Below are 17,704 nucleotides of genomic sequence, written 5' to 3' on the forward strand. Positions count from 1 at the left end.
TATGGTAAAGGCGGTAACATATATGAAAAAAGATAAAAATATTAAAAAGAATGAAAATGTCATATATTTTCCAGGGTTACCCCAACGTTTACTTGCTATGGGAATAGAGCAATTGGAATCGAAACAATTTGAGAAGGCTGCCGATTTTCTCTCCCAAGCCAAAGAGCTTGAGCCTGATAGTGCTGAAATAGAAACTGCCTTGCTCGTTGCTTTCTTTGAAATGGGAAACTATTCGGATGCAAGAAGCTTATGTGAAAATATGTTAAAAAGAGGAATTGGCGATTATTTTGAAATAATTGATATCTACCTCATGGTATTAATCCAACTTAAAGAATATAAAAAAGCGGCAGAAACGATAAATGTTCTAATTGAAGAAAAGGAAGTTCCGCTTGATAAACAGGAGCACTATGAAAAACTTCTTCAATTTAGTGAAAAAAGGTCTGGAATCGAAATAGAGGATTTTGTAACCAAAAATGAAAACAAAGCTATTCTTACTTCAAATGATATACAAGAACAAATAATGGAAATTGCAGCGTTAATGAATGTGAACATTCAACCATATAGGAATGAATTAACAAGGTATCTTAATGATTCTAAGCAGCATCCATTTGTTCAAACCATGATTCTTAATCTCTTCAAAGAACATGGAATAGAGAAAAAAGTAACGATTGAAAAGTTTCATTATAAAGAAACGGTAATACCTACTCAGCTAGATCCACTGTTTGAAACGCCATTTTATATGGAAATAATAGACGAGTTGCAAAAAAATATGGCACAGAAAAATCCATCACTCTATGAACAAATCAAATCAATATTGGATAAGCACTTTTTTTTGTTATATCCTTTTGAACTAGAACCCCCTTATGTCAAATTGTGGATGGCTGGGTATCACTTATTAGGGCAGGAGCTATATGGAGAATCGATCAAAATTGATAAGATATGTGAGTATTATCAAATTAACAAGGCAGATTTAAATAACTGTCTGGAATTTCTTCATCAACTTGAAGAAATTTCTTTACCTATTCTATAGGTCTATATTGAAACAACTGAAACCTATGTTATAATGTAATGGTTGTATTGTATATTATTCAACATCTTTCTTTTTTCTATTTTAAAAAAATGGATAGGGTTAACCTGCGAAAGTAGCTTATCTATTGAAACCAATTATTTTATCAAATATAGATTGTTGGAGGGAAAGGTATGTCAGCAAAATGGGAAAAGCAAGAAGGGAATCAAGGAATTCTTACTATTGAAGTTGATGTAGAAACAGTAAATAAAGGATTAGATGCTGCATTCAAAAAAGTAGTAAAACAAGTGAATATTCCAGGATTCCGTAAAGGAAAAATGCCACGCAGTTTATTTGAAAAACGTTTCGGTGTAGAATCACTATACCAAGATGCTCTTGATATTATTCTTCCAGATGCATATGCGAATGCAATTGAAGAAACAGGAATTTTCCCTGTTGATCGCCCTGAGATTGATATTGAGCAAATGGAAAAAGGAAAAGAATTAATTATTAAGGCTACTGTTACTGTAAAACCAGAAGTTAAGCTTGGCGAATACAAAGGCTTAGAAGTTGAAAAACAAGATACAGAAGTAACAGATGAAGATGTTGAAAATGAATTAAAAACTCTTCAAGAACGTCAAGCTGAATTAGTTATTAAAGAAGATGGAACTGCAGAAAACGGTGATACAGTTGTTATCGATTTCGAAGGTTTCGTAGACGGTGAAGCATTTGAAGGCGGAAAAGCTGAAAATTACTCATTAGAACTTGGTTCAGGAAGCTTCATTCCAGGATTTGAAGAACAATTAGTAGGTACAAAAGCTGGAGAAGAAAAAGACGTAGAAGTAACGTTCCCTGAAGAATATCATGCAGCAGAATTGGCTGGAAAGCCTGCTACATTTAAAGTGACTGTTCATGAAATTAAAGGGAAAGAACTTCCTGCTTTAGATGATGAATTTGCAAAAGATGTAGACGATGAAGTAGAAACATTAGCTGATCTTAAAGAAAAAACAAAGAAAAGATTAGTTGAATCTAAAGAGCATCAAGCAAAACATGCTTTAGAAGATGCTGTCGTTGAAAAAGCTGCTGCCAACGCAGAAATCGATATACCTGAAGCAATGATTAACACGGAAGTAGATCGCATGGTTCAAGAGTTTGGACAACGTCTACAAATGCAAGGAATGAATCTTGAATTATACTTCCAATTCTCTGGACAAGATGAAGATCAACTCCGTGCTCAAATGAAAGAAGATGCAGAAAAACGTGTTAGAATTAATTTAACCCTTGAAGCAATCGCTGATGCAGAGAATATCGAAGTTTCTGATGAAGAAGCAGAAGAAGAAATTAACAAAATGACAGAAATGTATAATATGTCTGCAGAAGCTATTAAAAATGCAATTGGCGGGTTAGATACAGTGAAAAACGATGTAAGAATTCGTAAAGCTGTTGAGTTTCTTGTCGAAAATGCAAAAACTGCTGCATAAAATTGGTCCATAAAAAATAAAAATAAAGTACCATAGGTAATATAAAAAACAAGGCGCGAAATCACTCGTGCCTTGTTTTATACAAACCAATATAGTATATAACATAAGAAATACAGATAAAAATATTTACATAACCGAATATAAAGTATTATTTCAGGAAAATCTGGAGTAAGTAGGATTTTTGCTTCTTGGTGGCGAATAATAATTAAATAAGATTTATCATTTCCTGTCTTACATAAAAATATGATACAATGCAATACATAACTATTTTGCCTTCAAGTGAAGCGCAAAACAAAAACGTTACATATTTGAGCGTGAATATTGGTTAAGCTGTTTGCTAAGATTTTAAGAAATAGGAAATATGTGTAGTCCAATCATTTTCTCATTGCAAGGAAATACTAAGCAATACGCATATTATAACTTACTGCGATAAATTAAGGGGTGAAAATCATTGTTCAAATTCAACGATGAAAAGCAACAATTAAAATGTTCTTTCTGTGGTAAAACACAAGATCAGGTCCGTAAATTAGTTGCTGGACCAGGAGTATATATTTGTGACGAATGTATTGAGCTATGTACAGAAATCGTGGAAGAAGAGCTTGGTACAGAAGAAGAAGTAGAATACAAAGATATTCCGAAACCAATGGAAATAAGAGAAATATTGAAGGAATATGTTATAGGACAGGATAAAGCAAAAAAATCTCTTGCAGTAGCTGTTTATAATCATTACAAACGCATTAATTCTAATAGTAAAATTGATGATGTTGAAATTGCCAAAAGTAATATTTGTTTAATTGGGCCTACCGGAAGCGGAAAAACATTGCTCGCACAAACATTGGCTAGAATTCTTAATGTGCCATTTGCCATCGCAGATGCGACATCTCTTACTGAGGCTGGATATGTTGGAGAAGATGTAGAAAACATTCTTTTAAAATTAATTCAAGCTGCAGACTATGATGTTGAAAAGGCGGAAAAAGGCATTATTTATATTGATGAAATTGATAAAATTGCTCGTAAATCTGAAAACCCGTCTATTACGAGAGATGTTTCAGGTGAGGGTGTTCAACAGGCATTGTTGAAAATTTTGGAAGGAACTGTTGCAAGTGTGCCGCCTCAAGGTGGAAGAAAGCATCCTCATCAAGAGTTTATTCAAATTGATACGACAAATATCTTATTTATTTGTGGTGGTGCTTTTGATGGCATTGAACAAATTATTAAGCGACGTCTTGGGCAAAAGGTTATTGGTTTTGGCGGTGAAACAAAACAGCAGGATATTGAAGAAAAAGCATTATTATCAAAGGTTTTACCAGAAGATTTACTTCGCTTTGGCTTAATTCCTGAATTTATCGGCCGTTTGCCAATTATTGCAAGCTTGGAGCCGTTAGACGAAGAAGCATTAATTGATATTTTAACAAAACCAAAAAATGCATTAGTCAAGCAATACAAAAAAATGCTTGAACTTGACAATGTTGAGCTTGAATTCGATGAAGAAGCATTAGTTGAGATTGCCAAAAAAGCAATTGAGAGAAAGACCGGTGCACGTGGACTTCGTTCCATTATTGAAACAATCATGCTTGATGTCATGTTTGATCTACCATCAAGAGAAGACATTAAAAAATGTATTATTACAAAGGAAGCAGTTCTTAACAATGAACCTCCAAAGGTTGTCTTAGAAGATGGTACTGTTATGTTAGGAAATGAAAAATCTGCATAAATAAGTGGAAGCGCCTTGCCCATCACTGGCCGATAGGCGCTGGAACTAGACAGAAAAACTAGTCGAGATACATATCTTGACTAGTTTTTTTTATTCTTATGACAAAATTTAGCGAACAAAAAATGGTTTATTCCCTTAAAGTCACGGAGATACTAGCATATATAATATTTCTTTAAGCAATTTATAGAAATTTGTGTCTTGGAGGGAATACAATGAGCTGGACTGGGATAGCATTATTAATTCAATTATTTTTTGGGATTATTATAGGACTTTATTTCTGGAACCTATTGAAAAGTCAAAAGACCCAAAAGATATCCATTGATAGAGAATCTAGAAAAGAAATGGACCAGCTTCGTAAAATGCGGGCTGTTTCTTTAACAGAACCGCTGGCAGAACGGGTACGGCCATCAACCTTTGATGATATTGTGGGACAAGAGGATGGCATTAAAGCACTTAAAGCAGCATTATGCGGTCCAAATCCCCAACATGTTATTATTTACGGTCCGCCTGGAGTTGGCAAAACTGCTGCAGCTCGTCTCGTTTTACAAGAGGCAAAGAAAAATGAAAAATCACCTTTTAAGCAAAGCGCAGTCTTTGTTGAATTAGATGCAACTACTGCACGATTTGATGAACGCGGAATTGCCGATCCGTTAATTGGATCTGTCCATGACCCAATTTATCAGGGGGCGGGTGCAATGGGGCAAGCAGGTATTCCACAGCCAAAACAAGGGGCAGTAACAAATGCCCATGGCGGCGTTTTATTTATTGATGAAATTGGCGAATTACATCCCATACAAATGAATAAATTACTAAAGGTATTAGAGGATAGAAAAGTATTTCTTGACAGCGCCTATTATAGTGCAGAAAATACACAAATTCCTTCCCATATTCATGATATTTTCCAAAATGGATTACCTGCCGATTTTCGTTTAATTGGAGCAACTACCAGGACTCCTAATGAAATACCACCAGCAATCCGATCACGATGTATGGAGGTTTTTTTTAGGGAACTGGATCAGGATGAAATCATTACGGTAGCCAATAAAGCTGCAAAAAAGGTGAATATTTCTATTTCAGAAAATGGTCTTGGAATATTATCATCTTATGCAAGAAATGGCCGGGAAGCTGTAAATATGGTGCAAATTGCAGCTGGAATCGCAATTCAAGAAGATAGATTGCATATTTTAGATGAGGATATTGAATGGGTAATTCAGTCTAGTCAACTTACACCGAGATTAGAAAAAAGAATCAGCGATCTATCAAAAGTTGGTTTAGTTAATGGTTTAGCCGTAACCGGGCCAAATAGCGGTATTCTTCTTGAAATAGAAGTTACGGTAATCCCAGCAAAAGATAAAGGTAGCACTAATATAACTGGGATAGTGGAAGAAGAAAGTATTGGCGGACAAGGAAAACAAGTAAGAAGAAAAAGTATGGCAAGAGGTTCCATTGAAAATGTTATTACGGTTTTGAAAACAATGGGAGTTCCTGCGGATCAATATGATATTCATGTTAATTTTCCTGGAGGGATTCCCATTGATGGGCCGTCTGCGGGAATTGCTATGGCAACTGGCATATACTCTGCCATCTATAAAATTCCCGTCAATAACTCCATCGCTATGACTGGTGAAATCTCCATTCATGGGAATGTAAAGCCAATTGGTGGGGTAGTGGCAAAGGTTAAGGCAGCAAGACAGTCAGGTGCCAGTACCGTCATTATTCCTGCGGAAAACATGCAATCGATATTTCATGATATGGAAGGGATAACGGTTATTCCGGTTACAAAGTTAGAGGAAGTTTTAAACTTGGCATTAATAGACCGATTCGAAAAAGAAGCACAGTTCCCACCCTCTTTGGAACAAATGGGTAAAAAAAGCGTATAATTTTTAAATGAACGTGACTGTAGAGCATTGTGATTCATATAATGAAATGTTAAGGAAAATCGGCCTTAGATGCCGATTTTTTTCATAAATTCCGTAATATATTTAATACTAGTAAAGGGAAACACATTATTGGAATCTGGATCAAATGAAAAATGAAAAAATGTTCGTTTTTAAGTATTCTCGTAAATGGACACTTTCAGGCAAATACGATAGAATTGTTAAAAGATTCATCAGGAAATGACACTAATACTCCTGATAATAGTTACTTTTTTGGAGGTGCACAATTTGACAAAGAAAAAAGAACACACGGTTCCTCTGCTTCCATTAAGAGGATTGCTAGTGTACCCAACGATGGTTCTTCATTTGGATGTCGGACGTGATCATTCGGTTCAGGCATTAGAAGAAGCCATGATGAATGACCATTTAATTTTCTTGACTACTCAAAAAGATGAAACGATAGATGAACCGGTTGAAGACGATCTTTTCCAAGTAGGGACTTTAACGAAAGTGAAACAAATGTTGAAGTTACCTAATGGGACGATTCGTGTTTTAGTCGAGGGTCTTGATCGTGCCAAAATAGACAAATTTTATGATATGGACCGTTACTATGCAGTAGCATTGCAAATCTTACAGCAGTCTGAAGAAAAAGATGCTGAAACAGAAGCCTTAACAAGAACTCTCCTAGATTATTTCGAACAATACATAAAATTATCGAAAAAAATATCTGCTGAAACATTTGCGACTGTGTCGGATATTGAGGAACCCGGAAGAATGGCTGACATAATTGCTTCTCATTTGCCATTAAAGCTTTCGCAGAAACAATCCATTTTGGAAACAATCGATATTAAGGAAAGATTAAATATCGTCATCCAAATTATTAATAATGAGAAGGAAGTCCTTAACCTTGAAAAACGAATTGGACAAAGAGTTAAAAAGTCCATGGAACGTACACAAAAAGAATATTATTTGAGGGAACAAATGAAGGCAATCCAAAAGGAACTTGGAGATAAAGAAGGTAAAACTGGTGAGATTGCCGATTTAACGGAAAGAATAGAAGAAGCGGGAATGCCTGAACATGTCAAAAAAACGGCATTAAAAGAATTGGATAGGTATGAAAAGGTGCCATCCAGTTCCGCAGAAAGTTCTGTCATTCGAAATTATGTTGAATGGCTAATCGCATTGCCATGGACAAACGCAACAGAAGATGATCTTAATATTACAAAAGCAGAACAAATTTTAGACCGTGAGCATTATGGATTAGAGAAAGTAAAGGAAAGAGTATTAGAATATCTCGCTGTTCAGAAACTTACAGAGTCATTACGTGGTCCTATCCTTTGTTTAGCAGGTCCTCCTGGAGTAGGAAAGACAAGTTTGGCAAGATCTATAGCGGAATCTCTAGGAAGAAATTTTGTACGTGTTTCACTTGGCGGTGTAAGAGATGAATCGGAAATCAGGGGTCATAGAAGAACTTATGTAGGAGCTATGCCTGGAAGAATCATTCAAGGAATGAAAAAAGCAGGTACGATTAATCCGGTCTTTTTATTGGATGAAATTGATAAAATGTCTAATGACTTCCGTGGTGATCCATCTGCAGCAATGCTCGAAGTATTGGATCCTGAGCAAAATCATAGCTTTAGCGATCACTATATTGAAGAAACTTATGACTTATCGAAGGTTATGTTTATTACGACAGCGAATGATCTAGGTTCCATCCCTGGCCCATTACGAGATCGTATGGAGATTATTTCAATTGCTGGTTACACAGAATTAGAAAAAATCCATATTGCCAAGGACCATCTGCTTCCGAAACAGATGAAGGAACATGGTCTAACGAAGGGGCAATTACAAATTCGTGATGAGAGTATCCAGACAATTGTTCGTTATTATACTAGGGAAGCAGGGGTTCGCAGCCTTGAAAGAGAACTAGCAACTATTTGCAGAAAAACGGCAAAAATTATTGTCTCTTCCGATCGAAAACGAGTCATTGTTACAGATAAAAATTTAGAAGAATTTTTAGGAAAGAAAAGGTTCCGGTATGGGCAAGCAGAGCTTGAAGATCAAGTCGGGGTTGCTACTGGTCTGGCATATACAACTGTCGGAGGAGATACGTTGCAAATCGAAGTCTCCCTATCCCCTGGCAAAGGCAAACTTGTCTTAACAGGAAAATTAGGGGATGTCATGAAAGAATCCGCCCAAACAGCTTTTAGCTTTGTAAGGTCCAAGGCGAAGGATTTGGAGCTCGAGGAGGATTTTCATGAACATTATGATATTCATATCCATGTTCCAGAGGGAGCAGTACCAAAGGATGGGCCTTCTGCAGGGATTACAATAGCCACTGCGTTAGTCTCCGCCTTAACTGGGAAAGCTGTACGAAAGGAAGTTGGAATGACTGGAGAAATAACATTACGTGGACGTGTTCTGCCAATCGGTGGTCTTAAAGAAAAATCATTAGGTGCACATCGGGCAGGATTGACCAAAATTATTATTCCAAAGGACAACGAGAAAGATCTAGATGATATTCCGGAAAGTGTGCGCAATGATTTGGAATTCTTCCCTGTTATTCATGCAGACGAAGTACTTAATATCGCATTAGCAGGTGATGGTAAATGAAAGTAAATAATGCCGAAATTGTAATTAGCGCTGTAAAACCGGAACAATATCCAGATAGTTCGTTACCTGAGTTTGCCCTTGCAGGAAGATCAAATGTCGGAAAATCATCTTTTATCAATAAAATGCTGAACAGAAAAGCATTGGCAAGGATATCGTCAAAGCCAGGTAAAACGCAAACTTTAAATTTTTATATCATTGAGGATTCCCTTTATTTTGTTGATGTTCCCGGCTATGGATATGCTAAAGTATCGAAGACGGAACGTGCTGCGTGGGGGAAAATGATTGAAACATATATTACAACAAGGAAGCAATTAAAAGCCGTTATTCTAATCGTAGACTTGCGACATCCTCCATCTGCTGATGATAGAATGATGTATGACTTTTTAAAGCATTATCAAATTCCTTGTATTGTTATCGCCACGAAAGCAGATAAAATTCCAAAAGGAAAATGGCAAAAACATTTGAAAATAACGAAGGAAACCCTTGAATTTGATCCACATGATGAAATCATCATTTTTTCATCTGAAACGGGTGAAGGAAAAGATGCCGCATGGCAGGCCATTAGCAGGAAAATGTAAAAAACCCAGCAAACGCTGGGTTTTACTTTTTCTTAAACAGTAAGATTACCCCTATTACAATTAAGGCAACAGGGCTATACTTCCAGATGGTATTAACGCGATTTTGCAATAGTCCAAGCGTCCCGATTACTTTATCATAGAAAAGAAGAATGATAGAGATAATAAGAAATAGCATGCCTTGAAAAAGACCATTTCGCGTTTTTTGGTACTGTAATAAAAAACCAAGTGAAATAATTAAGAGAAATATTCCCATATTATTTGGCCAAATAGAAAGTTTATGCACAACATGAAAATGTAAACCAAAACCAGTGAAAATCACACCAGGCAAGATAGCCTCATAATTTTTCCCACTGTAGCCTTGAACTAAAAATGCAATTCCAACGATTATGAAAAGAGAGGGCCATGTAATATATTCTTTAAATAATTCAAGGTGATTTTGGGAAAGATAAAAATAGAAACCAAAACCTAATAAAATTATTCCAGCAAATACTTTTTGATTTTTCATATATATCCTACTTTCAACCACTTTGCTTGATTATCATTATTATTTTTGATACGGTACATAAGGAATCTTATTTTGAAATGTAAATTTATCATATCACAGTATTCATTTTCTTTTCACATTTTTTAAAGGCAACAAATTTGGTACATGTTATAATAGTAATGGTATTTATATATGAATCGAATTACTTATTTTAAATAATTTGTATGCTGGATGTAACGGGGGGTCTCAAATTATGTACATCATAGCGGTTGGTTTAAATTATAAAACAGCCCCTGTGGAAATTCGCGAACGACTTTCCTTTAATGAGGAAGAATTACAATCAGCAATGACAGCTTTAAAAGAGAAAAAAAGTATTTTAGAGAATGTCATTGTTTCTACATGTAATCGAACGGAAGTATATGCTGTTGTCGACCAGCTTCATACAGGGCGCTATTATATTAAAGATTTCTTAGCTGAATGGTTTCAAATGGAAAAGGATGAGTTTTCTCCGTATTTATTTATTTATGAACAGGATGCGGCCGTGGAACATTTATTCAAAGTGATTTGCGGTTTAAACTCAATGGTATTAGGTGAAACACAAATCCTTGGACAAGTGAGAAACAGCTTTTTAACAGGACAACAAGCAGGATCGACTGGGACAATTTTTAATCACTTATTTAAAGAAGCAATTACCATTGCCAAAAAAGGACATTCAGAAACGGAAATTGGATCTAATGCAGTTTCTGTTAGTTATGCGGCAGTCGAACTTGCGAAGAAGATATTTGGGAATTTAAAAGACAAGCATGTACTTATTATCGGAGCAGGTAAAATGGGAGAGCTTGCAATTGAAAATCTCCATGGAAGCGGTGCAACGAACATAACGGTAATTAATCGAACGTTTGAAAAAGCCAAGAATCTTGCAGATCGATTCCAGGGAAATGCGAAGACATTGCAAGAAATGCAGTGTGCTTTAGTAGATGCTGATATTTTAATAAGCTCTACAGGGTCAAAAGACTATGTCATTACAAAAGAAATGATGGATTCTGTTAATAAAATGCGCAAAAACAGACCGCTATTCATGGTGGATATTGCTGTGCCCCGCGATCTTGATCCACAAATTTCTGAAACGGAAAATATCTTCTTATATGATATTGATGATTTAGAAGGAATCGTAGAAGCAAATCTTGCGGAACGGAAAAAAGCAGCAGATAAGATTATGATGATGATCGAAGAGGCAATCGTTCACTTTAATGAATGGGTTAATATGCTTGGGGTAGTGCCAGTCATTACCGCTTTAAGGGAAAAAGCATTAGCAATACAAGCAGAAACGATGAAAAGTATTGAAAGAAAAATGCCTAATTTAACGGAACGTGAGAAAAAAATATTGAGCAAACATACGAAAAGTATTGTTAATCAGCTGTTAAAAGATCCGGTTAGCCAAGCAAAGGAAATCGCTGCTGAACCAAATGCCGAGTTGCATCTCGCTTTATTCAAAAGAATATTTAATATCCAAGAAACGGCAGAGGAAACTGAAAATACTTTACTAGTTGAGAAGACATCCTTTAAGGTAAACCATCATCCTTCCTTGCAACCATAGAAAGGTGAAAGCTATGTTTGATATAATGATGTCCAGATTGCATGAAGGAATGATTATTCTTTACGCCGTAAGTATCTTACTGTACTTTATTGATTTTCTACAACAAAATCAGAAGGCAAATCGGTTTGCCTTCTGGTTACTTTCAATTGTTTGGGTACTTCAAACAATTTTTTTGTTTCTGTATATGATTCATACTAAACGCTTCCCGGTCCTCACGATATTTGAAGGACTTTATTTCTATGCATGGGTTCTATTAACCTTGTCACTTGTTATTAATCGTTTATTACGAGTAGATTTTACTGTTTTTTTTCTCAACATCATTGGATTTATAATAATGGCCATTCATACCTTTGCACCAATTCAAATGCCAACTGAAACAATGAGTGAAAGGCTAATTTCTGAATTATTGTTTATACATATTACAATGGCGATTCTATCTTATGTTGCTTTTTCTCTTTCATTTGTCTTTTCGGCATTATATTTACTCCAATACAAGCTTTTGAAAGAGAAGAAGTGGGGACACAGGTTATGGCGTTTAAATGATCTGGCGAAACTAGAGAAAATGTCCTATGTATTAAATTTAATTGGAGTTCCGATGTTATTATTAAGTTTAATATTGGGGCTGCAATGGGCCTTAATAAAATTAAATCATTTTCATTGGTATGATTCAAAAATTATCGGGTCCTTTATTCTATTAATCATTTACGGCATGATTATCTATTTTCACGAAAGAAAAAATATGTTTGGCAAAAATTTGGCCTATTTAAATATTGCTGCTTTTCTAATAGTATTAATCAATTTTTTCTTAATTAGCAGATTATCAGCTTTTCATTTTTGGTATTCATAGGAGGAACTATCGTGAGAAAAATTATTATTGGTTCAAGGCGAAGCAAACTTGCACTAACGCAAACAAATTGGGTTGCAGATCAGTTGAAAAAACTAGGGGTTCCTTTTGAATTTGAAATAAAGGAGATCGTCACGAAGGGGGACCAAATACTGGATGTCACTTTATCTAAGGTCGGAGGTAAAGGGCTTTTTGTAAAAGAAATTGAGCAAGCAATGTTAAATAAGGATATCGACATGGCTGTACATAGTATGAAGGATATGCCGGCAATACTTCCTGATGGTCTAACAATAGGCTGTATTCCGGAGCGGGAGGATCATCGCGATGCTCTTATTTCGAAAGGCTATATGACTTTAAGGGATTTACCAAAAGGTGCGGTAATTGGCACAAGCAGCTTACGAAGAGGAGCGCAATTATTAGCGGAGCGGCCAGACCTCGAAATTAAGTGGATACGCGGGAATATTGATACACGTTTAGAAAAGCTGAAAACAGATGATTATGATGCAATTATTTTAGCAGCAGCGGGCTTGTCAAGGATGGGATGGAGCGCCGATGTGGTTACGGAATACTTGGAGCCGGAAGTTTGCTTACCGGCAGTTGGGCAAGGTGCACTTTCCATCGAATGCCGCGCAGATGATTATGAGCTGCTAGAACAATTAGCAAAATTAAATTCGCAAGAAACTACTGTGACTGTAACTGCTGAACGTGCCTTTCTCCATAAAATGGAAGGAGGCTGCCAGGTTCCTGTTGCGGGATTTGCGAAGCTTAGCGATCAACAAATTTCCTTAACTGGATTAGTTGCTTCACCCGATGGCAAAACAATCTATAAAGAAACGGCTACCGGAAAGGATCCTATCAAGTTAGGTGAACAAGTAGCAGAAATGTTAATTGACCAAGGTGCGAAATTGTTGATTGATCAGGTAAAACAGGAGCTTGATCAATCATGATCACTTTACCGCTAAAGGGTAAAACAGTTTTTATACCCCGAAGCGGTAAACAAGGGAAGGAATTAAGCAAAAGGATTGTCCAATTAGGAGGAGAGCCTTACTGCATTCCTCTCATAGAATTTAGAGAAGGCAAGGATCCGAATGGACTTCAATACTTAAAAAGTTTAAACCAATATGATTGGGTTATTTTTACCAGTCAGAATGGTGTAAAATTCTTTTTTCAGCAGCTCGGTAAAAATAATATTACCCTTTCTCCTCAAACGAAAATAGCAGCAGTGGGAGAAAAGACGAAGGACGCTTTACAGAAACATCAATTCCAAGTATCTTTTGTTCCTACTTTATTTTCTGCAGATGATTTTGCTAAAGAATTTGACGATGATGGCATGCGTCCAAAGAAAGTCTTAATTCCTAAAGGAAATCTTGCCAGGGATATTATTGCTAAATCTTTAATATCAAAAGGCTGGACAGTTGATGAATGGATTATATATGATACTATTTTTCCTATAGATAGTAAGGAAAAATTAGCATCTTTACTTGAACATGTCAGGCTCGATTATGCATTATTTACGAGTCCTTCAACCGTTCATCATTTTATGGAGATAGCAAAAGAGCCAATGCTTGAAAAAAAGGCTAAAATGATAGATTTCATTAGTATCGGCCCAGTAACAAAGAAAGCTATAGAAGGTTACGGCTGGAAAGTTACAGCGAGTCCGCAGAAATATACGGTTGATGCTATGCTTGATTGTTTGTGCAAATTAATGACAAAACGGGAGGAATTAGAATGAAAGACTTGCAGTTTAAACGACATAGAAGACTTCGCAGCTCAGCAAATATGAGGGCACTTGTTCGCGAAACACATTTACATGTAGATGATTTTATTTATCCTATCTTTGTAGTGGAAGGAGAAAATATTAAGAAGGAAGTACCTTCCATGCCAGGTGTGGATCAAATTTCTTTGGATCATTTGAAAGCGGAAATGGACGAGGTCGTATCCCTTGGCATTAAATCTGTTTTATTGTTTGGTGTGCCTGTGGAAAAGGACGAAGTGGGAACACAAGCTTTTCATGATCACGGTATTGTACAAGAGGCTACCCGTTTTATCAAAGAACATTATCCAGAGATAATCATTGTTGCGGACACATGCTTATGTGAGTACACAGACCATGGTCATTGCGGTGTGATTGAAGGCGGAAAAATTTTAAATGATCCGAGCCTGGATTTACTTGCAAAAACGGCAGTAAGTCAAGCACAAGCTGGTGCTGATATTATTGCTCCATCTAATATGATGGATGGATTTGTAGCTGCTATTAGAAAAGGCTTAGATGAAGCTGGCTTCGAAGATGTGCCAATCATGTCCTATGCAGTAAAATATGCATCCGCATTCTATGGCCCATTCCGCGATGCGGCTGGGAGTGCACCGCAATTTGGTGATAGAAAAACCTATCAAATGGATCCTGCCAACCGCTTAGAGGCATTAAGAGAAGCACACTCTGATGTGGAGGAAGGCGCTGATTTTCTTATTGTCAAGCCAACATTATCTTATTTAGATATTGTACGTGATGTGAGAAACGAATTTAACTTGCCTGTCGTTGGCTATAATGTTAGTGGAGAGTATTCAATGGTTAAAGGGGCAGCACTGAATGGCTGGATTGACGAAAAAACAATTGTACTAGAAATGCTAACTAGTATGAAACGTGCAGGCTGTGATTTGATTATTACTTATTTTGCAAAAGATGCCGCACGTTGGCTTGCAGAATAAGGATGAAAGGGTGAGTGGAAAATGCGTTCATTTGAAAACTCTAAAAAAGCATATAAAGAAGCAGTTACGCTAATGCCTGGCGGTGTAAACAGTCCTGTTCGTGCATTTAAATCAGTAAAAATGGATCCAATTTTTATGGAACGAGGCAAGGGCTCTAAAATTTACGATATTGACGGCAATGAATATATTGATTATGTATTATCATGGGGCCCATTAATTTTAGGACATGCTAATGATCAGGTTGTATCAGCTCTTAAAAAGGCAACAGAAAATGGTACTAGTTTTGGTGCACCTACCTTATTAGAAAATAAGCTGGCGAAACTAGTTCAAGAACGAGTACCTTCTATAGAAATTGTCAGAATGGTTTCGTCTGGTACTGAGGCAACGATGAGTGCATTGAGACTTGCCCGCGGGTATACAGGGCGAAATAAAATTATAAAATTCGAGGGATCTTATCATGGACATGGTGATTCCTTATTGATTAAAGCAGGTTCAGGTGTAGCTACACTTGGATTACCGGATAGCCCTGGTGTACCAGAAGGAATTGCGAGCAATACAATTGCAGTTCCTTATAATGATTTGGAAGCAGTTCGTGCTGCTTTTGAGCAATTCGGAGAAGATATTGCTTGTATTATTGTAGAACCAGTAGCAGGAAATATGGGAGTAGTGCCTCCTCAGCCAGGATTCTTAGAAGGATTACGGGAAGTAACGAATCGATATGGTGCTTTATTAATTTTTGATGAAGTAATGACAGGCTTCCGAGTTGATTACCATTGTGCACAAGGATACTTTGGAGTAACACCTGACTTAACTTGTCTAGGAAAGGTTATTGGTGGAGGACTTCCGGTAGGTGCCTTTGGAGGCAAGGCTGAAATTATGGAAAAAATAGCACCAAGCGGCCCTATCTATCAGGCTGGAACCTTATCGGGAAATCCACTGGCTATGACAGCCGGCTATGAAACCTTAATTCAATTAACACCTGATTCCTATAAAGATTTTATTAGAAAAGCAGATAAGCTTGAAGAAGGTTTACATCAGGCGGCATTAAAATACGACATACCTCATACGATTAACCGTGCGGGGTCGATGATTGGAATCTTTTTAACCAACGAGAATGTAATCAATTACGATACAGCTAAAACATCGGATTTAGAGTTATTTGCTGCCTATTATAGAGAAATGGCTCAAAATGGTGTGTTTCTACCGCCATCACAATTTGAAGGTTTATTTCTTTCAACTTCACATACAGATGAAGATATTGAAAAAACGATTGCTGCAGCAGAAAAAACCTTTAATATTATACGAGGATAACACAAAAAACCACAACGGAATGTTGTGGCAGACTGTAGACAAACTCGATGAAGATCGAGCTTGCCTACAGTCTTTTTTGTTTTAAAATATAAATAGAAATAATACTTGGGGTGATGAAGATGCTTTCAAAACATAATTCCATTCAACGTGATCAAGTAGAAATGATCGCTTTAGACCAGTTGGTTCCCGAAAATCATTTAGTCCGAAAAATGGAGGCAGCGATTGATTTCTCTTTCATTTATGATTTAGTGGAAGAAACATATTCCGCAGTTGGACGCCCAAGTATTGATCCCGTGATCTTGATTAAACTTACCTTTATTCAATATACATTTGGCATTCGTTCGATGCGTCAAACGATTGAAGAATTAAAAACGAATATGGCCTATCGCTGGTTTCTTGGTTATGGTTTCTATGATAGAGTCCCTCATTTCTCTACCTTTGGAAAAAACTATGAGCGTCGTTTTAAAGATACCGATTTGTTTGAACAGATTTTCTATCGAATTCTAAAAACAGCAGCGGAAAAGAATTTGATAAGTGCAGAACATGTTTTTATCGACTCCACTCATGTAAAAGCGAGTGCGAATAAACGTAAATTCGAAAAAAAGGTGGTCCGAAAAGAAACACGTGCCTATCAAGAACAGCTCCAAGAAGAAATCAATCAAGACCGGGAAGATCATGGAAAAAAGCCATTTCCACCAGATAAATTTGAAAAAGAAGATACAAAAGAAATAAAAGAAAGTACCACAGATCCTGAGAGTGGTTACTATGTGAAAGACGAACGGACTAAACAGTTCGCCTATTCTTTTCATGCAGCTTCTGACCGCAAAGGATTTGTTTTAGGAAATATGGTGACACCAGGAAATACCCACGATAGCGTAATCCTAGAACCATTAGTAGAACAAGTAATGGATATTGTAGGAAAGCCCGATGCCGTTGCGGCAGATGCAGCTTATAAAACACCGGCCATCACGAAATACTTAATCGAAAACGAAATGACACCTGCTTTACCTTATACAAGACCACGTACAAAAGAAGGTTTCTTCCGAAAACACGAGTACGTATATGATGAATACTATGATTGTTACATATGCCCATCAGGGGAGATATTGAATTACTCTACCACGACAAAAGAAGGGTATCGTGAATACAAATCTTCTAAGCATATTTGCGCTAATTGTCCATTTTTATCGCAATGTACGGAGAGTAAGGATCATCAAAAAGTAGTGACTCGTCATATTTGGCAAGAGTACCTTGAGGAAGCAGATCATCTTCGTCATCACAAAGAGGTAAAAACGATATATGCGAAACGCAAAGAAACGATTGAGCGTGTATTTGCAGACGCAAAAGAAAAGCATGGTATGCGTTGGACAACGTTAAGGGGACTTAAAAAATTGTCGATGCAGGCGATGCTTACTTTCGCTGCCATGAATTTGAAGAAAATGGCCAACTGGATATGGAAAGGTCCGGAAATGGCCTAGTAGATGAGGATGAGA

The 17,704-nt window shown here is 36.7% G+C and carries 14 protein-coding genes; 13 read left to right on the plus strand and 1 reads right to left on the minus strand.

Features of this window, described 5'->3' with window-relative positions:
• The first annotated feature begins 22 nt into the window (after nucleotides 1-22).
• From NSQ59_RS09280 to yihA, 6 genes are all read left to right on the plus strand, one after another.
• Nucleotides 23-1,030, plus strand: a complete 1,008-nt coding sequence (locus NSQ59_RS09280; RefSeq protein WP_055739097.1) for a tetratricopeptide repeat protein — start codon at nucleotides 23-25, stop codon at nucleotides 1,028-1,030.
• Between the two features lie 170 nt (nucleotides 1,031-1,200).
• The gene (gene tig / locus NSQ59_RS09285; protein ID WP_055739098.1) at nucleotides 1,201-2,487 is read left to right on the plus strand and encodes a trigger factor; all 1,287 of its coding nucleotides are present in this window, start codon (nucleotides 1,201-1,203) and stop codon (nucleotides 2,485-2,487) included.
• Nucleotides 2,488-2,938: 451 nt separating this feature from the next.
• Complete coding sequence (clpX, locus tag NSQ59_RS09290; protein WP_055739099.1) at nucleotides 2,939-4,201, plus strand: ATP-dependent protease ATP-binding subunit ClpX; 1,263 nt, start codon at nucleotides 2,939-2,941, stop codon at nucleotides 4,199-4,201.
• A gap of 212 nt (nucleotides 4,202-4,413) precedes the next feature.
• Nucleotides 4,414-6,081, plus strand: a complete 1,668-nt coding sequence (lonB, locus tag NSQ59_RS09295) for an ATP-dependent protease LonB (protein WP_126647932.1) — start codon at nucleotides 4,414-4,416, stop codon at nucleotides 6,079-6,081.
• 285 nt (nucleotides 6,082-6,366) lie between these two features.
• Nucleotides 6,367-8,691, plus strand: coding sequence for an endopeptidase La (gene lon, locus NSQ59_RS09300; protein WP_126647933.1), 2,325 nt, complete (start codon nucleotides 6,367-6,369; stop codon nucleotides 8,689-8,691).
• A complete protein-coding gene (gene yihA, locus NSQ59_RS09305) occupies nucleotides 8,688-9,269 on the plus strand; it encodes a ribosome biogenesis GTP-binding protein YihA/YsxC (RefSeq protein ID WP_126647934.1) in 582 nt (193 codons plus the stop codon). Before lon ends, yihA begins: the two co-directional genes overlap by 4 nt.
• Before the next feature lie 22 nt (nucleotides 9,270-9,291).
• Here the strand turns inward: yihA and NSQ59_RS09310 are convergent, their stop codons facing one another.
• Entirely contained in the window at nucleotides 9,292-9,774 is a 483-nt protein-coding gene (locus NSQ59_RS09310; RefSeq protein ID WP_126647935.1) for a LiaI-LiaF-like domain-containing protein, read from the minus strand.
• 232 nt (nucleotides 9,775-10,006) lie between these two features.
• Between NSQ59_RS09310 and hemA the strand changes: the two genes are divergently transcribed.
• The 7 genes from hemA to NSQ59_RS09345 all read left to right on the plus strand — a co-directional run bounded on the left by hemA (nucleotide 10,007) and on the right by NSQ59_RS09345 (nucleotide 17,689).
• On the plus strand, nucleotides 10,007-11,350 hold the full coding sequence (gene hemA, locus NSQ59_RS09315) for a glutamyl-tRNA reductase (protein WP_055739104.1): 1,344 nt from the start codon (nucleotides 10,007-10,009) through the stop codon (nucleotides 11,348-11,350).
• A gap of 13 nt (nucleotides 11,351-11,363) precedes the next feature.
• The gene (gene ccsA, locus NSQ59_RS09320; protein ID WP_055739105.1) at nucleotides 11,364-12,197 is read left to right on the plus strand and encodes a cytochrome c biogenesis protein; all 834 of its coding nucleotides are present in this window, start codon (nucleotides 11,364-11,366) and stop codon (nucleotides 12,195-12,197) included.
• A gap of 11 nt (nucleotides 12,198-12,208) precedes the next feature.
• Nucleotides 12,209-13,141 (plus strand): hydroxymethylbilane synthase, encoded by a 933-nt coding sequence (gene hemC / locus NSQ59_RS09325; protein WP_340830829.1) that lies wholly within the window; start codon nucleotides 12,209-12,211, stop codon nucleotides 13,139-13,141.
• Nucleotides 13,138-13,926, plus strand: a complete 789-nt coding sequence (locus tag NSQ59_RS09330) for a uroporphyrinogen-III synthase (RefSeq protein WP_340830831.1) — start codon at nucleotides 13,138-13,140, stop codon at nucleotides 13,924-13,926. The genes hemC and NSQ59_RS09330 overlap by 4 nt, the downstream gene beginning before the upstream one ends.
• Complete coding sequence (hemB, locus tag NSQ59_RS09335) at nucleotides 13,923-14,900, plus strand: porphobilinogen synthase (RefSeq protein WP_340830833.1); 978 nt, start codon at nucleotides 13,923-13,925, stop codon at nucleotides 14,898-14,900. The genes NSQ59_RS09330 and hemB overlap by 4 nt, the downstream gene beginning before the upstream one ends.
• A 21-nt stretch (nucleotides 14,901-14,921) precedes the next feature.
• Nucleotides 14,922-16,211: a glutamate-1-semialdehyde 2,1-aminomutase gene (gene hemL / locus NSQ59_RS09340; RefSeq protein ID WP_055739109.1), complete on the plus strand. Its 1,290-nt coding sequence runs from the start codon at nucleotides 14,922-14,924 to the stop codon at nucleotides 16,209-16,211.
• A 119-nt stretch (nucleotides 16,212-16,330) separates the two neighbouring features.
• Nucleotides 16,331-17,689: an IS1182 family transposase gene (locus NSQ59_RS09345; protein WP_055742329.1), complete on the plus strand. Its 1,359-nt coding sequence runs from the start codon at nucleotides 16,331-16,333 to the stop codon at nucleotides 17,687-17,689.
• The last annotated feature ends 15 nt before the right edge of the window (nucleotides 17,690-17,704 follow it).

It is taken from the genome of Margalitia sp. FSL K6-0131, from assembly GCF_038008735.1.
Classification (GTDB): domain Bacteria; phylum Bacillota; class Bacilli; order Bacillales; family Bacillaceae_C; genus Margalitia; species Margalitia shackletonii.

What these genes read in the sequence shown, in the direction of transcription:
- NSQ59_RS09280 (WP_055739097.1), top strand. Translation starts at nt 23, where the DNA reads ATGAAAAAAGATAAAAATATTAAAAAGAATGAAAATGTCATATATTTT.
- hemB (WP_340830833.1), top strand. Translation starts at nt 13,923, where the DNA reads ATGAAAGACTTGCAGTTTAAACGACATAGAAGACTTCGCAGCTCAGCA.
- ccsA (WP_055739105.1), top strand. Translation starts at nt 11,364, where the DNA reads ATGTTTGATATAATGATGTCCAGATTGCATGAAGGAATGATTATTCTT.
- hemA (WP_055739104.1), top strand. Translation starts at nt 10,007, where the DNA reads ATGTACATCATAGCGGTTGGTTTAAATTATAAAACAGCCCCTGTGGAA.
- yihA (WP_126647934.1), top strand. Translation starts at nt 8,688, where the DNA reads ATGAAAGTAAATAATGCCGAAATTGTAATTAGCGCTGTAAAACCGGAA.
- hemL (WP_055739109.1), top strand. Translation starts at nt 14,922, where the DNA reads ATGCGTTCATTTGAAAACTCTAAAAAAGCATATAAAGAAGCAGTTACG.
- NSQ59_RS09310 (WP_126647935.1), bottom strand. Translation starts at nt 9,774, where the DNA reads ATGAAAAATCAAAAAGTATTTGCTGGAATAATTTTATTAGGTTTTGGT.
- NSQ59_RS09330 (WP_340830831.1), top strand. Translation starts at nt 13,138, where the DNA reads ATGATCACTTTACCGCTAAAGGGTAAAACAGTTTTTATACCCCGAAGC.
- NSQ59_RS09345 (WP_055742329.1), top strand. Translation starts at nt 16,331, where the DNA reads ATGCTTTCAAAACATAATTCCATTCAACGTGATCAAGTAGAAATGATC.
- tig (WP_055739098.1), top strand. Translation starts at nt 1,201, where the DNA reads ATGTCAGCAAAATGGGAAAAGCAAGAAGGGAATCAAGGAATTCTTACT.
- lonB (WP_126647932.1), top strand. Translation starts at nt 4,414, where the DNA reads ATGAGCTGGACTGGGATAGCATTATTAATTCAATTATTTTTTGGGATT.